Genomic DNA, 15,703 nt, shown 5'->3' on the forward strand with positions numbered 1-15,703 from the left:
GGGTGTAGCTGAACCGAAAACCGCTGTGCCGTCAGCTTTTGTTGTCCGCCCGATCTTTCCGACGCTTGTCTTTCTCGGCGTCGGCGAGTTTCTCGATGTGATCGGCCTGGTCGCGCTTGGTCGCCGCGGCGTCCCGCTTGGCTGCTGCTTCCTTTGCTTTTGCTGCAGCGGCAGCGGTCGCTTTCAGTTCAGCCGCATTGATCTTGGCCTGCTCATCCCGCTTGGCGGCTTCGGCCTCTTGTTTGCGCTTGGCAGCGAGTTCGTCGGCCTGTCGCTCGGCCTCAGCGGTCCGTTGCCGAGCTTTCTCGGCGGCGGCTCGTTTGTCTTCCTCCGCCTGCCGTGCCGCCTCATTGATCTCTGCCTGCTTGGTTTCGCGTGCCACCTTCCGGTCTTCGACGGCGTGGTCGGCCTTGGCCTTCAATGTCGCGGCGGCCTGTTGACGCTTGCGCTCGGCTTCGGCCTCCAATTGCGCTGCGCGACCGAGGGCTTCGCTCCGTTTGGTGAGCGCCGATCCACGTTTTTCGATCAATGGGTCCCCCAGGAGACTCCCAACCGTTGAGTCGAGAACACCCAACGAACGTTCGAACAGGAGCCGAGCGGCCGCCTCCGAATCCAGTCGGGAGACGACTCTATCCTCGATGAGCTGCAACGGGATTCGGGCGATCCGATATTGCGTTCGTAGTACAACCAACGGTAGTTCGGTAATGTTCATGTGCACTCTCCTCAACTTGGGTGTGGTCGCTTTACGGAAGGTCGGCTTGATCGGTGAGGCCGTCCGCCTGGCGTCGCAACTGCTCGGCCTGCGCTCGGGCGCGGTTCGCCTCAGCCACCGATTCCTGATGTTCGTCGACTGCGTCGACAACATCGTTAGTGGTCTCGGCGACCTCGACCTGCTCCTCGGCTCGCGCTTGCTGTTGTTTGGCCTTGGCGTCGAGTTCAGCCTGTGTCTGTTCGACCGCGAGCTTGTGCTCGGCCTGCTGCGCAGCCGCCGCCTTCTGGGTCTGCTTCACCGTCTCGACCACCCGCTCAGTGGTCGCAGTCTCGGCTGCCACCTCAGTCCGTTCCTGCGCGCCCTCAACTCGGGCTTCGGCGGCCTCGCGCTGAGCCTTCTCGGCTTCCGCTTTGGCAACAGCCTCCTCGGCGTTTGCTTCTTTGCGCTTTTGGGCCTGGGTCTGCTCGAGTTGCCCCTCGGCTGTCAGCGAATCGTTGCCGGTCACAGCGCCGGCCACTTCCTTTGCTTTGCCTTTGACCGAGTCGAAAAGGCCCTTGCGGGCTTGCTCAGCTCTGCTGTCGTCAGTCATGCTCACTCCCTCCATGGCATCGATAGGATGCTCACACGTTGAACCCCGGGTCAGGTGTCCATTGATTGGTGGGGTTCCCCAAGCTGCGGGGTTCGAACCGGAAACTCATCCAGTGTGTGACCACGGGCACATTCGGCGGAGGTGTATGGGGTGCCCCCGCGTCCAAAATCCGCTCCACTTCTTCGCGTTCGCTGTGGTTGCAACCGGCGCGAACGCAGGCAGGTGGAGCAGATTTTCAATCGCGGATAGCCGGTTACCCATATCACGCCGCATTGGTCCTGCCGCAGGAATCTCGGCAGATCGTCGTGAAGTGTGGTGCCTATCCTGTTGCCGTGACCACATCAGGTGAGCCCACGACCTCCGGTCGTATACGAAGCGCTGCGTTCGCTCCGAAAGTGATGTCCGCAGCTGACGCCGTGAAGTTCATTCACCCGGGTGACACCGTCGCCATCAGTGGTTTTGGCAGTGCCGGCACGCCCAAGGTCACCATCCCTGCCCTGGCGGAGCGCATCGAGCACACCCGCGGGCAGGGATCGACATTCACGATCAACCTCCTGACCGGCGCCTCTGTGTCCTCCGAGGCCGAGAAGATTCTCTGCGAAATCGACGGAATCGCGCTGCGCATGCCCTACCAGGCGGAGCCGACTGCCCGGGGCCGGATCAACGATGGCCGCATGGACTACGTCGACATCCACCTCTCGCACGTCGCGCAGCAGGTGTGGGAGGGCTACTACGGCAACGTTGATGTGGCCATCGTCGAGATCGCAGGCATCACCGAGTCGGGTGAATTGATCCCCGCCGCCTCGATCGGCAACAACAAGACCTGGCTCGACGTCGCAGACAAGATCATCCTCGAGGTCAACTCCTGGGTGCCTGAGGCGATGGAAGGCATGCACGACGTGTACTACGGCACCGCGCTGCCGCCGAATCGCAAGCCTCTCGAGATCACCCATGTCGAGCACCGCATCGGCCAGACAACATTTCGGGTCGATCCGGCCAAGGTTGTTGCGGTCGTCGAAACCAACTGCCGCGACAGCGCCAGTCCGGTGAGCGCGCCCGACGCCGTGAGTGAGGCCATCGCCGGCCACGTCCTGGATTTTCTCGATTACGAGGTGCGTGCAGGCCGCTTGCCTGCCGACACCCTCCTCCCGCTGCAGGCCGGTATCGGAAACGTTGCCAACGCAGTGCTCGGTGGCTTGGACCGCGGGCCGTACAAAGGTCTGAATTGTTACTCCGAGGTCCTTCAGGACGGCATGCTTCGCCTGATCAAGGACGGAACCGTCGCCCATGCGTCATCGACGGCCCTGGTCCTGAGTGAAGCCGGCATGGAAGAGCTGACCGCGAACGTCGACTTCTATCGCACTCGCATCACGTTGCGTTCGCAGGAGATCAGCAACCATCCTGAGGTGATCCGTCGTCTCGGCATCATCGCGATGAACGGCATGCTCGAAGCCGACATCTACGGCAACGTGAACTCGACGCACATCATGGGCACGAAGATCATGAACGGCATCGGCGGCTCGGGCGACTTCACCCGCAACGGCTACGTCTCCATGTTCCTGAGCCCGTCGACGGCTCGCGGCGGTGCCATCTCCGCAATCGTCCCGATGGTCCCGCACGTCGACCACACCGAACACGACACGCAGGTGGTTGTCACCGAGCAGGGTTTGGCAGATCTGCGCGGCCTGTCGCCGCGACGTCGGGCACGGCTGATCATCGACAACTGTGCGCACCCCGACTTCCGCCCGTTGCTGCACGACTATCTGTCCCGCGCCGAGGCGATGCCCGATGCGGGGCAAACGCCACACCTACTCGGCGAGGCCTTCGCGTTCCATCAGCGCTACCTCGACACCGGTTCGATGCAGCGGTCGTGAGGTAGCGATGCGTCAGCCGTGCGATAGGCGGCACCGCGACGTGCGCTCGATTGGTCGGCACCGAACAGACTTGGTGCACAGTCCGCCTGCGTAGCGCCATGGTCCAGACGTTGCTCGGCTTGGTCCCAGCCGAACTCACTCCTTGCATGCAACCATGCATGCAAGGAGTAGGATCGCTCGTATGGCGTCATTACAGCCCCCGATCGCAGCAGAGCTCGCCTATACGCACACCAAAGAACGGATACTTCGCGGCGAACTCGCGGGTGGGCAACTCATCAGCGAAGGAGCGATCGGAGCCGAGCTCGGAATCAGCCGGACGCCGGTGCACGAGGCATTTCTGCGCTTGAGCACAGAACAGCTGCTCGACCTCGTGTCTCGTAAAGGTGCGATCGTGCGGCCGATGACTCCCACTGAGGCTGCAGACGTCCTGGCCATGCGAAGAGGTATCGAGAATGCTTCTGCGGGACAGGTATTTTCGGCAGGTGGGCCCAGTGTTCGGATCGTTGCGTTGCTTGGCGAGAACCTGGGGCAACAGGCGGCGCTGGTCGAGTCGGGGGATGTGTCGGGCTTTGTTGCCTGTGATGACGACTTTCATGCGCTGATGGTCGAGGCGTCGGGCAACCCGGTGGCATGCCACTTCTATGATCACCTGCGCAGTCGCCAACAACGATTGCGAAACCTATTGTTGCGCGTCGACCCCGCCAACCTCGCGTCCTCGTTTGCGGACCATCGGGTCCTGGCGGCCTGTTTCATCGGAGGTGACGAGGCCGGTTTCGGAACCGCGTTGACTGCCCATCTCGATCGCTATCAGGGTGCGTTGTGAGTTTACAGACCGAGCGGAGAGACTCGGCCGTCGCTGACGTAGGCCACCGGCGCGCATGGCCTTTTGTGTTCGGAGCGTTGTTCGTTTGCGCGTGGTCGGGAAACCAGTTCAGCCCAATGCTGTTGTTGTACAAGAACGTCGAGCACTACTCGTCGGCAACGGTGACGTTCTTCCTGGGAATCTACGTCCTGGGATTGGTGCCGGCTCTGTTGATCGCGGGAGCGTTGTCTGACAAGTTCGGTCGACGGCCGTTGATGTTCGCCGGCGTGTGGTTCGGGCTGATTGCCAGTCTTCTCCTTGGCGCCGGTGAACTCGGTGCATCCGCAATATATGTCGGTCGTTTTCTGGCCGGAATGTCGGTGGGGACGGCGATGGCTGTCGGAACCAGCTGGCTCAAGGAGCTGTCGCAAGCTCCGTACGACCCGGCGGCGGACCGGGGTTCGGGGGCGCGGCGTGCGTCACTTGCCTTCACCCTGGGTTCTGGTCTGGGTGCGTTGATCGCAGGAAGCCTCGCGCAATGGGGGCCGTTGCCCGAGGTCCTTCCGTACCTGGTCCATATCGCGGTGATCGCTCCGTTCGTGTGGTTGATCAGGAAGGCGCCGGAGACGATCGAACGCACCGATGGGCATCGCAGTCTGCGGACCAGGTTCGGGGTGCCCTCGGCCCGGCACCGGCGCTTCATCCGGGTGGTGGCGATCTGCGGGCCGTGGCTGTTCATCGCCTGTGGTCTGTCGTACGGCTATCTCCCTGTTCTACTCGAAGGTGCCACCGGGGGAATGGGTTTGGCATACGGAACCGCGATGAGCGTGGTCGCTCTGGGATCGGGTGCACTGATCCAGCCGATCGCGAAGCGGATCGATTCGGCATCCAGCGCGCGTGGCATCGTTGTTTCTCTGACCATGATGATTGTCGGCCTGGTGGTGATGATCGTTGCGGTCGAGATGAATTCCCCTGTTGTGGGGATTCTCGTGAGCGTGATATTCGGCGTGGGCTTCGGGATCGGGCTCGTCTCGGGTCTGCTGGAAGTGCAGCGGATCGCGCCACCGGAAGATCTGGCGAAGTTGACAGGCGTCTTTTATGCATTGTCGTACACCGGTTTTCTGATGCCAACGATCCTTGCCGCTCTGACACCTCCCTTCACGACCGTTGTGTTGCTGATGGTTCTGACGGTTCTCGCCGTGGCGTCGACGCTGATCGTGATCGTCGGATATCGAAAGCATCTGCCGTCTGACAGTGGAGCGGTTATCGGGGTCGTTCGATCCAGATCAGCTCCGTGAACGGTCGATCATCAGTCCGATGATGTGATGGCCTGGGCCATCGACGTCGCGGCGAAGTGGGTGAACTCGGTCGGATCGAGATCGGGGGCCCAACTGTTGACGATGGTGTCTGCCACGCCCCGCAGGCCGGAGAGTACAAACGGCAGCAGTGCCGGATCGTCTTTCAGGCGTAGGCCCTCGACTGATGCCGCCTCCCGGAGTGCGCTGTAGAGCGCGTCGTTGTACTGCTGCGCCGTCTTGCGCACCTCACGGATCGACTCGCGTTCGGTGTGATTGTCACCTTCGATGTCTCGCCAAGTCCCGGCGAAGCGGCCCACCCTGGCCCACTGCCGCGCGGCTTCGGGAATGATGCTCGCGAGCATTGCCGCGACTCCCTGGTCGCGGGGGAGGGCGGTCACAAATATGCGCGATTCGACTTGGCTCTCGCTCAGCAGCGCGACGAAGATATCTGGCTTGTCCACGAAATACTGATAGATCAGGCCGGTGCTGGTACCTGACAGCTTTGCCACAGACCGAATGGTCAGTGCCGTGTATCCGCCCTCGTCCAACAAGGCTGCTGCCGCATCCAGCGTCCGGCGTCGCCTGGCTTCGGCGTCGCCGTAGATCGACTTTTTTTCCGTTTCACCCACCGGCCAACCGTAGTCGTTTCCACGCACTTTTCAATTGAATACCGTTGAGGCAGACCCTGATGCGTACTTCCGCAGGCGTTTCGAAGCAGAGAATGAACAATGTTCGAAGTAAGATTGAACAGAGTTCATTCTCGTGTTACGGTTCGATCTATGACCCACGCCACAACGAGTGAGCCGAACCCACCATCGGCGATAGCCCAGGGCGAAGACCAGCTTGCAGCAGTCGAGTTCGCCACTGCGGCAGGCCAACTACTCGTCGAGATTCGACAGGATCTCGATACCGCGACTCGCAATCCAAGCGAGATTCGGGACGAAGGGGATCGGCGTAGCCACGAGTTCCTTGTCGATGCGATCGCCCGGAGACTCCCTGGCGACTCGGTCCTGTCCGAGGAAGGCGCCGATGACAAGCGTCGCCTGACTGCCGAGCGGGTGTGGATCGTCGACCCCCTCGACGGCACCCGCGAGTTCGGAGAATCAGGGCGGGCCGACTGGGCCGTCCACGTCGCGCTCGTCGAGCATGGTCAGTTGATTGTCGGCGCAGTGGCGATGCCGGCGCTGGGGACAACGTATTCGACACGCGATGTGGCGGTCACGACACAGACGATTCCCCGCCGCCCTCGGGTCGTTGTCAGCCGCACCCGCCGGCCTGAGCCGGTCATGGCGATGGCCGCGGGTCTCGACGCCGAGCTCATCGAGATGGGGTCGGCCGGAGCGAAGGCGATGTCGGTGGTTCGTGGCGAAGCGGATGTCTACGCCCACGCCGGCGGACAGTACGAGTGGGATTCGGCTGCGCCCGTTGCGGTCGCCCGTGCCGCGGGCCTTCACGTCTCGCGAATCGATGGTTCTGCACTGCGATACAACCAGGCCAACCCCTGGCTGCCCGATCTGCTGATCTGTCGACCCGAGCTGGCCGCCGATGCATTGGAGCTACTGAAATGACCCAAACATTCACTCGCACACTCACTCACCTCGAACGACTCGAGGCCGAGAGCATCCACATCATGCGCGAAGCCGTTGCCGAGAGCGAAAACCCGGTGATGCTGTACTCGGTCGGCAAGGACAGCGCGGTGATGCTCCATCTGGCTCGCAAGGCGTTTTACCCGTCGCGACTGCCGTTCCCGCTGCTTCACGTGGACACCACGTGGAAGTTCCGCGAGATGTACAAGCTTCGCGACGAGTCAGCTGCCACAGGTGATTTCGATCTGATCGTCCACAAGAATCCGGAGTGCGTCGAGAAGGGGATCAACCCATTCACGCACGGCTCTGCGACCCACACCGACATGTGGAAGACCGAAGGGCTCAAGCAGGCGCTCGATCTTCACAAGTTCGACGCCGCTTTCGGTGGAGCCCGGCGCGACGAGGAGAAGTCCCGCGCCAAGGAGAGGATCTTTTCGATCCGATCGGCCGAGCACCGGTGGGATCCCAAGCAGCAGCGGCCCGAGCTGTGGCACATGTACAACGTCCGCAAATCCCCTGGCGAGAGCCTGCGCGTGTTCCCGCTGTCGAACTGGACCGAACTCGATGTCTGGGAGTACATCCGGCAGGAGAACATTCCCATCGTGCCGCTCTACTTCGCCGACAAGCGTCCCGTCGTCGAACGCGACGGCACGTTGATCATGGTCGACGACGACCGGATGCCGTTGCGGCCCGGTGAAGTTCCCGAACTCAAGAGCGTGCGTTTCCGGACCCTCGGTTGCTACCCGCTCACCGGTGCGGTCGAGTCGAACGCCACATCGCTGACAGACATCATCCAGGAGATGCTCCTGACCACCACCTCCGAGCGCCAGGGCCGCGTGATCGATCACGACAGCAGCGCGTCGATGGAGAAGAAGAAGCAGGAAGGTTACTTCTGATGACCCACCCATCTGCACTGATCGCCGACGACATCGAGCAGTATCTCGAGCGTCATGCCAACAAGTCCATGCTTCGCTTCATCACCTGCGGCAGTGTCGACGACGGCAAGAGCACGCTGATCGGCCGGTTGCTCTACGAATCCAAACTGGTTTTTGAGGACCAGCTTTCGGCACTTGAAGCCGATTCCAAAAAGGTCGGCACCCAGGGTGAGGGACTCGACTTCGCGCTCCTGGTCGACGGCTTGGCCGCCGAACGCGAGCAAGGCATCACGATCGACGTCGCCTACCGTTATTTCAACACCGAGCGCCGCAAGTTCGTCGTCGCCGACACCCCCGGCCACGAGCAGTACACCCGAAACATGGTCACCGGTGCCTCGACCGCAGATCTCGCGGTGATTCTCATCGATGCCCGCAAAGGCGTGCTCACCCAGACACGTCGGCACTCTTATCTGGTGTCGTTGCTCGGCATCCGCCACGTGGTGCTCGCTGTCAACAAGCTTGATCTCGTGGACTATTCGCAGGACGTCTTCGACAAGATCACCAAAGACTACCGGGCGTTCGCCGCGGAAATCGGGCTCGAGGGCATCGTCGCGATCCCGCTGTCCGCTTACCACGGCGACAATCTCACTGAACGCAGCGCCAACACGCCGTGGTATCAGGGGCCCACACTGATCGAACATCTCGAGACCGTGGAGATCTCCAACGAGCTCCACCAGAGCCCCTTTCGCATGCCCGTCCAGTGGGTCAATCGACCCGACTTGGACTTTCGGGGATTTTCGGGGCAGATCGTCGGGGGTACGGTGCGGCCGGGTGATCGGCTGAGAGTTCTTCCGAGCGGCAAGGAATCGGCCGTGGCACGCATCGTCACGATGGGAGCTGACCTCGACGAGGCGATAGCTGGGCAGTCTGTGACCATCACTCTCGACGATGAGATCGATATCAGCCGGGGCGATGTGTTGGCGGCGGTGGACGCGCTGCCGGGTCTGGCAGACCAGTTCGAGACGCACGTGGTGTGGATGGGCGAAGACGCGATGTTGCCCGAACGTCCGTACCTGTGCCAGATCGGGACGATGACGGTGCAGGCGCGCATCACCAAGCCGAAATACAAGGTGAATGTCAACACGCTCGAACAGACGGCGACAAACACCTTGGCGCTCAACGAGATCGGCGTGTGCAACATCAGCTTCGACCGGCCGGTGCCGTTCGATGTCTATACCGCGAACCGGGACACCGGCGGTTTCATCCTGATCGACCGGTTGACCAACACCACCGTTGGCGCCGGAATGATCACGCACTCGCTGCGCCGATCGGACAACATTCACTGGCAAGCCGTGGATGTCAACGAACAGGCACGATCAAAGCTCAAAAACCATGAGCCCCACGTGGTGTGGTTTACCGGGCTCTCCGGTTCGGGTAAGTCGACCATCGCCAACGAACTCGAACGGCAGCTGTACGGACTGGGCTGCCACACCTACCTGCTCGATGGCGACAACGTACGGCACGGCCTGGGTCGTGACCTCGGGTTCACCGAAGCCGACAGGGTGGAGAACATCCGGCGGGTGACCGAGGTCGCCAGGCTGATGGTGGACGCCGGCCTGATCGTATTGGCTTCGTTCATCTCACCGTTCGGAGCCGAGCGGCAAGCTGCCCGCGAGGTGATCGGGTCCGAGAAATTCTGCGAAGTCTTCATCGACACCCCGATGGAACTTGCCGAGAGTCGAGACCCGAAGGGCCTCTACAAGAAGGCGCGTCGAGGAGAGCTGGCCAACTTCACCGGCATCGACTCTCCGTACGAGGCGCCCGAGAATCCAGATCTTCACATCGACACCACCGCAACGTCTTCGAAAGAAGCCGTCAGGCAGATCATCGATCACCTGCGCAGCCGCGGTGCGATCGCCTGAAGACGCTTCCCGAGTTCACCCACCCATCACAGAAGGAGTGTCTCTTGCCCACAAGAAACGAAATCTGTTCGGCACTCGAGTCGTACGTAAAGTATCTGGGTAACCATGATGTGGATCAACTGGTGTCGCTCTTCGCGGACGACGCGGTGCAGCATGAGCCGCTCGGTGTGCAGACCTACCGCGGCGTAGAGGAGATCCGGGGATTCGGCACCGAGAATGCGAAGGTCGACTTCACGGTCAGCCGCTACTCGCCGATCACCGTCACCGGCCGCTACGCGGCCATGCAGATCTGCGTGCAGCGTAAGGGCATGCCCGACTTCTTGGCCACTGATCTATTCGAGTTCGACGAGCACGGCAAGATCGCCTCGCTCAGCGTCGTTCTGGACCCGCAGGCGCACGTCACTGCGCCCGGACAACCATGACTGTGTCGCCACCGCTGCCTGGCTCGACGCAACTGCTCGAGGACAAGGTCGTGGTGATCTCGGGTGTGGGGCCTGGTCTGGGCCGTGCGATCGCACTCCGCAGTGCCGAAGCAGGCGCTGCTGTGGTGCTCGCCGCACGGACCGCTGGACGGATCGAGGAGATCGCCGAGGAGATTCGCAGCGCCGGTGGTGACGCTGAAGCGGTACCGACCGACCTGACCGACTCCGCGTCGATCATCGAGCTGGCCGCGCGCGCCCAGTCGAGGTACGGCCGAGTTGATGTGCTGATTCACAACGGGTTTGTGATGCCTGCGCACGGGCGACTGCTTGATGCGGAGATCGGCGCGTTACGCGCAGGTATGGACATCAACCTGCTTGCGGCGCTCGATCTCGCCCAAGCCTTCGCGCCCGGGCTGATCGCGTCGAGAGGTTCGGTGGTGATGATCAACTCGATGGTGCTCCGAAACCAATTGCCCGATCTCGGGGCATACCGGGTCATGAAGACCGGACTACTGGCTCTGGCCCGCAGTCTGTCCGTCGAGTTGGGGCCGCAGGGTGTCCGCGTCAATTCTGTTGCACCGGGATATATCTGGGCGGACTCGGTCCAGGCCATGTTCGAGGATCAGGCGCAGAAGCGGGGCGTCACGCCGCAGCAGATCTACGACGAAACGGCCTCGGGTACCGATCTGCGTCGCCTGCCTGAGCCCGGCGACATCGCGAACGCAGTGGTGTTCCTGGCCTCTGACTCTGCGCGAGCCATCACGGGCCAGTGCCTGGACGTCAACTGCGGACAAACCCACCACTGATCAACTCAGACAAGGAAGTACTGATGACAAACGATTACGACGGTATTGGTTCGATCGAGAACCTGCATCAGAGCGCAATCGATGCCACCGGCTACGACGACTTCGGTGGCGGCGAGTATCGCGCCGGTCTGGAGGTTCTTCTCGGTTCATTCGCGACCGAGGCCGATCTCACCCCGCACGGCCGGTTGATCGCACGCAAGATGATCATCAGTGCGCTTTCGGGCCGACTGATCAGTGAGGCGGGATTCGCCCGTCACCCCGAGCACGCCGATGTTGCAGTTGAACGACCCATCTTTGTTTCCGGCATCACGCGAACCGGTAGCACAGCGCTTCATCGCCTCCTCAGTGCCGACCCATCACATCAAGGCGTCGAGATGTGGTTGGCCGAGTCTCCGCAGCCCAGACCCGCCCGTGGCCGGTGGGCACAGAACAAGGACTTCCTGCGGTCGGATGCCCTCTATCGCTCACGCCAGGCAAACGAAACCGACCTGATGAAGGTGCACTTCATGGGAGCCGAAGAAGTCGAAGAATGTTGGCGACTGCTGCAACAGACGATGTTGTCGATCTCTTTTGAATGTGTCGCGTACGTGCCGTCCTACTCGCGGTGGCTGGCCGAACAGGACTGGACCGCGACCTATGAACGGCACAAGAAGAATCTGCAGCTGATCGGTGTGAACGACACCGATCGGCGGTGGGTGCTCAAGAGTCCGAGTCACGTCTTCGCGATCGATGAGATCATGAACGTCTATCCGGATGCGTTGATAGTGCGAACTTTCCGTGATCCGAAGACGTCGATGGCGTCGACGTTCAGTCTCGCGGAGCAGGGTAAGCACGACATGTCGGATGCGTTCGACCGGGCGACAATCGGCCGCACCCAGCTCGACCTGTGGGCCCGCGGCAATGCAGACTTCAACCGGGCTCGAGCTCGTTACAACCCGGAACAATTCATAGACGTGGACTTCAAGGACTTCGTGGCCGACCCGATTGGCACGATCGAGACCATTTACACGCAATTTTCGTTGCCGTTCACAGATGAAGCGCGCACCGCCGTCGCCGCCTCGCATCAAGCCAGCCTCGCCGAACATCGGCGCCCGGCGCATCAGTATTCCCTCGAAGACTTCGGTGTCACCGTCGCCGACGTCGAGGCCAAGTTTGCGGTCACCACCGTGTGACGCTCCTGCCGTGACCATTTCGACAACAAGAGGACTTTCATGAATGACGTTTGGGAAAAGTACTGCGCAGACCTGCTCGATCTCGGCAAAATGTTCGACGACGAGATCGTCCCGCAGGATTCGCTCACGCAGGCCGAGGGCGCACGCTACCTGACCCGGCTGCTGCGCTACGCGACAATCAATTGTGTTGAGTACACGGATCCGCGGTGGCCTCAGTTCACATCTGCGCCCAACCCGAACATGATGACCAAGATCGGCGCCGACAACCCCGACAACATCTATATGCGGGCCAACATATCCGGGAAGTACCGCTACCGGATCACCGGCACCCGCGGCACGGTTCCGCTGGTGACGTTCGGATCGCGCGTCAACCGCTACCATATCGACGGCACCATGATGCAAACCGGTGATCTACATGTGCACGACCTGGAAGTCGATGAGAGCGGTCGGTTCTCGTTCATTGCCAGCGTCGACAAGCCTGCCGAGGGCGCGTGGCTGCCGATGGCACCGGACAGCAACCTCATCTCGGTCCGGCAGACTTATCGGGATCGTCGCAGCGAGTTCCCCGCGGAGCTGGCCATCGAATGCCTGGACCCCGACGGCGTTTTCGAGCCGCTGAGCACCGAAGAAATGGGGCAGCGCCTCGACAAGGCGGTCGCCATGGTCCGGGGCACGGCGGGTACCTTCCTCGAATGGGCCCGTACGTTCCAGCCGGAGCCCAACGAGATTTTCGACCGAGGGCAGGAGACCTTTCAGAACGCCGGCGGCGATCCGACGATCTTCTACTTGCACGGTTACTGGAAGCTCGCCGAGGACGAGGCGTGGGTCATCGAGACCGAGGTTCCGAACTGCGAGTACTTCAACTTTGTGCTGCAGAACTTCTGGGTCGAATCCCTCGATTACAACCGGACGAACATCTACATCAACAACCACACCGCGAAACTGAACGACGACGGCACACTGACCATCGTGGTGGCGGCGAAGGATCCCGGCTATGGCAACTGGATCAACACCGATTCTCATGCGGAGGGGACGTGGGCCATGCGTTGGATCAAGGCCGATTCGCATCCGATCCCGACATCGAAGGTAGTGAAGCTGTGAGGTCACACTTGTGAGATGGGCACTACCTGCGGCGATGATGGCGGCCGAAGATCTTCCGGCGTTGGCACGCGTCGCCGACGAATGTGGCTATGACGCGATCGCGATGCCGGACTCGGTGTTCTACCCGGAGACGATCTCGGCGGGCTATCCGTATTCCGCCGACGGCAAACGCATGTGGACCGGCCAGACCCCGATGCCTGATCCCTTGATCGCGATGACGGCGATGGCGGCGATCACGCAGCGGTTGCGCTTCTACACCAACGTGCTGAAGTTGCCGTTGCGGGAACCGCTGGTGCTGGCGAAACAGATCGCGACCATGGCGGTGATGTCGGACAACAGGATCGGTGTCGGTGTTGGTCTGTCGTGGATTCCTGAGGAGTTCCGGTTTACCGGCACCGAGATGCGAACCCGCGGAGCCCGTACCGATGAGGCACTCGAGATCCTGAAGGCCGTCTGTGGCGGCGGCGGTCCCGAGTGGGTCGAGTACCACGGTAAGCACTACGATTTCGATCGTTTGATGATGAGTCCAGCTCCGGACCAACCGGTTCCGATCTATGTCGGTGGGCACAGTGAGCCGGCTTTGCGTCGCGCCGCACGGCTTGCAGATGGATGGATCTCAGTCAACACCGACGTGGCAAAACTGCGGGTCGCCATCGATCGATTGACAGAATTGCGTACCGAATATGGTCGTGAAGAAGTGACTTTCGAAATCGATGCCTCACCGACTGATGTCCACGACATCGATGGATACCGGGCTCTCGCCGACATCGGCGTCACCCGGTGTCGGGTGATGCCATGGCGGCTTTATGATGCCGACCCGACCGACCGCCAGGCAAAACTTGACGCAGTTCGCCGATTTGCCGACGACTGTATGGACAAGTCCACATCTGCAGACCGCCCGTGAAATCGGTGACCGGACGGTCGCGGTCACATCGGACGGGTGGGACGGTCCGATGGTCGTCGCTCCCGTTGGCCGGGATCGCCCGTGTCTGAAACTCGGAAAGTGCGTAACACATAGGTGTTACAGCGTTTTTCGTGAGGAGACAACATATGGCCGACAGTTCATCCATCATGCCCATCCCGTCGGGGGAGATCACCGAGTGGGCTTTTGAGGCCGACGTGGTCATCGCCGGTTTCGGAGTTGCCGGCGCAGCGGCTGCGGTGGGCGCGGCGCAGGCCGGTGCCGAGGTTCTGGTGCTCGAACGCACCGGGGGATGGGGCGGGGCCGCGGCCATGGCAGGCGGCTTCATCTACATGGGTGGCGGCACTCCGCTACAGAAGGCCTGCGGGTTCGACGACACCGTCGAGGCCATGAAGGCCTTCATGAAAGCCGCGTTGGGACCCGGTGTCGATGAAGCGAAGATCGACATCTACTGCGAGGGCAGTGTGGATCATTACCACTGGCTCGTCGACGAGTGTGGCGTTCCGTTCAAGGAGAGCTTCTGGGGCGAACCCGGTTGGGAACCACCGGGAGACGACGGCCTGCAATACACCGGCGGTGAGAATGCAGCACCGTTCAATGCGACGATCCCGCCGGCGCCCCGCGGCCATGTGCCGCAGATGAAAGACAAACACGTCAGCGCCGAAAAGGGTGGCGGCTACATGTTGATGAAGCCGCTCACGGACAAGGCCACCGACCTGGGTGTGAAAGCCGAATACGACATGCGCGTACAGGCTTTGATCGTCGACGAAACGGGACGTGTGGTCGGTGTGCAGGCCAAGCAGTACGGCCACAGCGTAGCGGTGCGGGCGCGCAAAGGCGTGGTACTCGCCACCGGCAGCTTTGCCTACAACACCACGATGGTCGAGTCCTTCGCGCCTCGACTGATCAATCGACCGGCCGCCTCGATCGAGGAGCACGACGGCCGGGCGATCCGCATGTCGCAGTCGATCGGTGCCGACCTGGCGCACATGGATGCCACCGAGGTCGCCTTCTTCTGCGACCCGCAACTGTTCATCCGGGGCATCCTGGTCAACGGGCGTGGTCAGAGATTCATCAACGAGGACACCTACCCCGGACGCGTCGGGCAGGCTGTGCTCATCGAGAACCAGAACCAGGCATATCTGGTCCTCGACGAGGCAGCGTATGAGGAAGCGCTGACGCGGCCGACGTCGAGCCCGCAGCTGCGTCGTCAACCGACGTGGGTTGCCGAGACGGTCGAAGAGCTCGAGTCCGAGATGGGTTTGCCCGCAGGGGCTTTGCAGTCGACTGTCGAGCTCTACAACCGACATGCGGTGGTCGGCGAGGATCCGCTGTTCGGCAAGAAAGCCGAGTGGGTCAAGCCGATCGGATCGCCGATTGCGGCCATCGATCTGCGCGGCATGACAGGTGGATTCACGTTGGGCGGTCTGCGCACGAGCCTCGACTCCGAGGTGTTGCACGTATCCGGTGATCCGATCCCGGGCCTGTACGCAGCGGGTCGATCGACTGCGGGCGTGTGTGCCGGCGGGTACGCCAGCGGAGCCTCACTCGGCGACGGTAGCTACTTCGGTCGGCGTGCGGGTATCGCGGCTGCCGCGAACTGATCGATTGGAATTGCCGCC

General features: G+C 61.8%; 15 protein-coding genes. 12 read left to right on the top strand and 3 right to left on the bottom strand.

Features of this window, described 5'->3' with window-relative positions; all coding sequences use genetic code 11:
* Positions 1–31: 31 nt before the first annotated feature.
* Positions 32–712, bottom strand: a complete 681-nt coding sequence (locus tag AC56PL_RS21200) for an IF2 family translation initiation factor (RefSeq protein ID WP_495518122.1) — start codon at positions 710–712, stop codon at positions 32–34.
* A gap of 31 nt (positions 713–743) precedes the next feature.
* Positions 744–1,301, bottom strand: coding sequence for a CsbD family protein (locus AC56PL_RS21205; protein WP_495518121.1), 558 nt, complete (start codon positions 1,299–1,301; stop codon positions 744–746).
* Positions 1,302–1,633: 332 nt separating this feature from the next.
* Here AC56PL_RS21205 and scpC point away from each other — a divergent pair, with 332 nt between their 5' ends.
* From scpC to AC56PL_RS21220, 3 genes are all read left to right on the top strand, one after another.
* Entirely contained in the window at positions 1,634–3,175 is a 1,542-nt protein-coding gene (scpC, locus tag AC56PL_RS21210) for a succinyl-CoA:acetate CoA-transferase ScpC (RefSeq protein WP_497155079.1), read from the top strand.
* A gap of 181 nt (positions 3,176–3,356) precedes the next feature.
* The gene (locus tag AC56PL_RS21215; RefSeq protein ID WP_495518119.1) at positions 3,357–3,998 is read left to right on the top strand and encodes an FCD domain-containing protein; all 642 of its coding nucleotides are present in this window, start codon (positions 3,357–3,359) and stop codon (positions 3,996–3,998) included.
* Positions 3,995–5,275 carry an MFS transporter gene (locus tag AC56PL_RS21220; RefSeq protein WP_497155080.1) on the top strand — a complete coding sequence of 427 codons (1,281 nt, stop codon included), beginning with the start codon at positions 3,995–3,997 and terminating at the stop codon, positions 5,273–5,275. Before AC56PL_RS21215 ends, AC56PL_RS21220 begins: the two co-directional genes overlap by 4 nt.
* Positions 5,276–5,286: 11 nt before the next feature.
* Here the strand turns inward: AC56PL_RS21220 and AC56PL_RS21225 are convergent, their stop codons facing one another.
* On the bottom strand, positions 5,287–5,904 hold the full coding sequence (locus AC56PL_RS21225; RefSeq protein WP_497155081.1) for a TetR/AcrR family transcriptional regulator: 618 nt from the start codon (positions 5,902–5,904) through the stop codon (positions 5,287–5,289).
* Between the two features lie 150 nt (positions 5,905–6,054).
* On the opposite strand from AC56PL_RS21225, the gene AC56PL_RS21230 reads away from it, so the two are divergent.
* The 9 genes from AC56PL_RS21230 to AC56PL_RS21270 all read left to right on the top strand — a co-directional run bounded on the left by AC56PL_RS21230 (position 6,055) and on the right by AC56PL_RS21270 (position 15,685).
* Positions 6,055–6,843: a 3'(2'),5'-bisphosphate nucleotidase CysQ gene (locus AC56PL_RS21230; protein ID WP_497155082.1), complete on the top strand. Its 789-nt coding sequence runs from the start codon at positions 6,055–6,057 to the stop codon at positions 6,841–6,843.
* Complete coding sequence (cysD, locus tag AC56PL_RS21235; protein ID WP_495518115.1) at positions 6,840–7,757, top strand: sulfate adenylyltransferase subunit CysD; 918 nt, start codon at positions 6,840–6,842, stop codon at positions 7,755–7,757. The genes AC56PL_RS21230 and cysD overlap by 4 nt, the downstream gene beginning before the upstream one ends.
* On the top strand, positions 7,757–9,658 hold the full coding sequence (gene cysN / locus AC56PL_RS21240) for a sulfate adenylyltransferase subunit CysN (protein WP_497155083.1): 1,902 nt from the start codon (positions 7,757–7,759) through the stop codon (positions 9,656–9,658). The genes cysD and cysN overlap by 1 nt, the downstream gene beginning before the upstream one ends.
* 44 nt (positions 9,659–9,702) lie before the next feature.
* On the top strand, positions 9,703–10,080 hold the full coding sequence (locus AC56PL_RS21245) for a nuclear transport factor 2 family protein (protein ID WP_497155084.1): 378 nt from the start codon (positions 9,703–9,705) through the stop codon (positions 10,078–10,080).
* Positions 10,077–10,886: an SDR family oxidoreductase gene (locus AC56PL_RS21250; RefSeq protein ID WP_497155085.1), complete on the top strand. Its 810-nt coding sequence runs from the start codon at positions 10,077–10,079 to the stop codon at positions 10,884–10,886. Before AC56PL_RS21245 ends, AC56PL_RS21250 begins: the two co-directional genes overlap by 4 nt.
* Before the next feature lie 23 nt (positions 10,887–10,909).
* A complete protein-coding gene (locus AC56PL_RS21255) occupies positions 10,910–12,058 on the top strand; it encodes a sulfotransferase family protein (protein WP_497155086.1) in 1,149 nt (382 codons plus the stop codon).
* Between the two features lie 39 nt (positions 12,059–12,097).
* On the top strand, positions 12,098–13,159 hold the full coding sequence (locus AC56PL_RS21260; protein WP_482144506.1) for a DUF1214 domain-containing protein: 1,062 nt from the start codon (positions 12,098–12,100) through the stop codon (positions 13,157–13,159).
* A 10-nt stretch (positions 13,160–13,169) separates the two neighbouring features.
* On the top strand, positions 13,170–14,063 hold the full coding sequence (locus AC56PL_RS21265; protein WP_497155087.1) for a TIGR03619 family F420-dependent LLM class oxidoreductase: 894 nt from the start codon (positions 13,170–13,172) through the stop codon (positions 14,061–14,063).
* Between the two features lie 146 nt (positions 14,064–14,209).
* Positions 14,210–15,685 carry an FAD-binding protein gene (locus AC56PL_RS21270; protein ID WP_495518109.1) on the top strand — a complete coding sequence of 492 codons (1,476 nt, stop codon included), beginning with the start codon at positions 14,210–14,212 and terminating at the stop codon, positions 15,683–15,685.
* The last annotated feature ends 18 nt before the right edge of the window (positions 15,686–15,703 follow it).

This window comes from Williamsia sp. Y721, from assembly GCF_059683565.1.

Coding starts and splice junctions, on each gene's coding strand:
- AC56PL_RS21200 (WP_495518122.1), bottom strand. CDS start 712: ATGAACATTACCGAACTACCGTTGGTTGTACTACGAACGCAATATCGG.
- AC56PL_RS21205 (WP_495518121.1), bottom strand. CDS start 1,301: ATGACTGACGACAGCAGAGCTGAGCAAGCCCGCAAGGGCCTTTTCGAC.
- AC56PL_RS21215 (WP_495518119.1), top strand. CDS start 3,357: ATGGCGTCATTACAGCCCCCGATCGCAGCAGAGCTCGCCTATACGCAC.
- AC56PL_RS21230 (WP_497155082.1), top strand. CDS start 6,055: ATGACCCACGCCACAACGAGTGAGCCGAACCCACCATCGGCGATAGCC.
- cysD (WP_495518115.1), top strand. CDS start 6,840: ATGACCCAAACATTCACTCGCACACTCACTCACCTCGAACGACTCGAG.
- cysN (WP_497155083.1), top strand. CDS start 7,757: ATGACCCACCCATCTGCACTGATCGCCGACGACATCGAGCAGTATCTC.
- AC56PL_RS21250 (WP_497155085.1), top strand. CDS start 10,077: ATGACTGTGTCGCCACCGCTGCCTGGCTCGACGCAACTGCTCGAGGAC.
- AC56PL_RS21255 (WP_497155086.1), top strand. CDS start 10,910: ATGACAAACGATTACGACGGTATTGGTTCGATCGAGAACCTGCATCAG.
- AC56PL_RS21260 (WP_482144506.1), top strand. CDS start 12,098: ATGAATGACGTTTGGGAAAAGTACTGCGCAGACCTGCTCGATCTCGGC.
- AC56PL_RS21270 (WP_495518109.1), top strand. CDS start 14,210: ATGGCCGACAGTTCATCCATCATGCCCATCCCGTCGGGGGAGATCACC.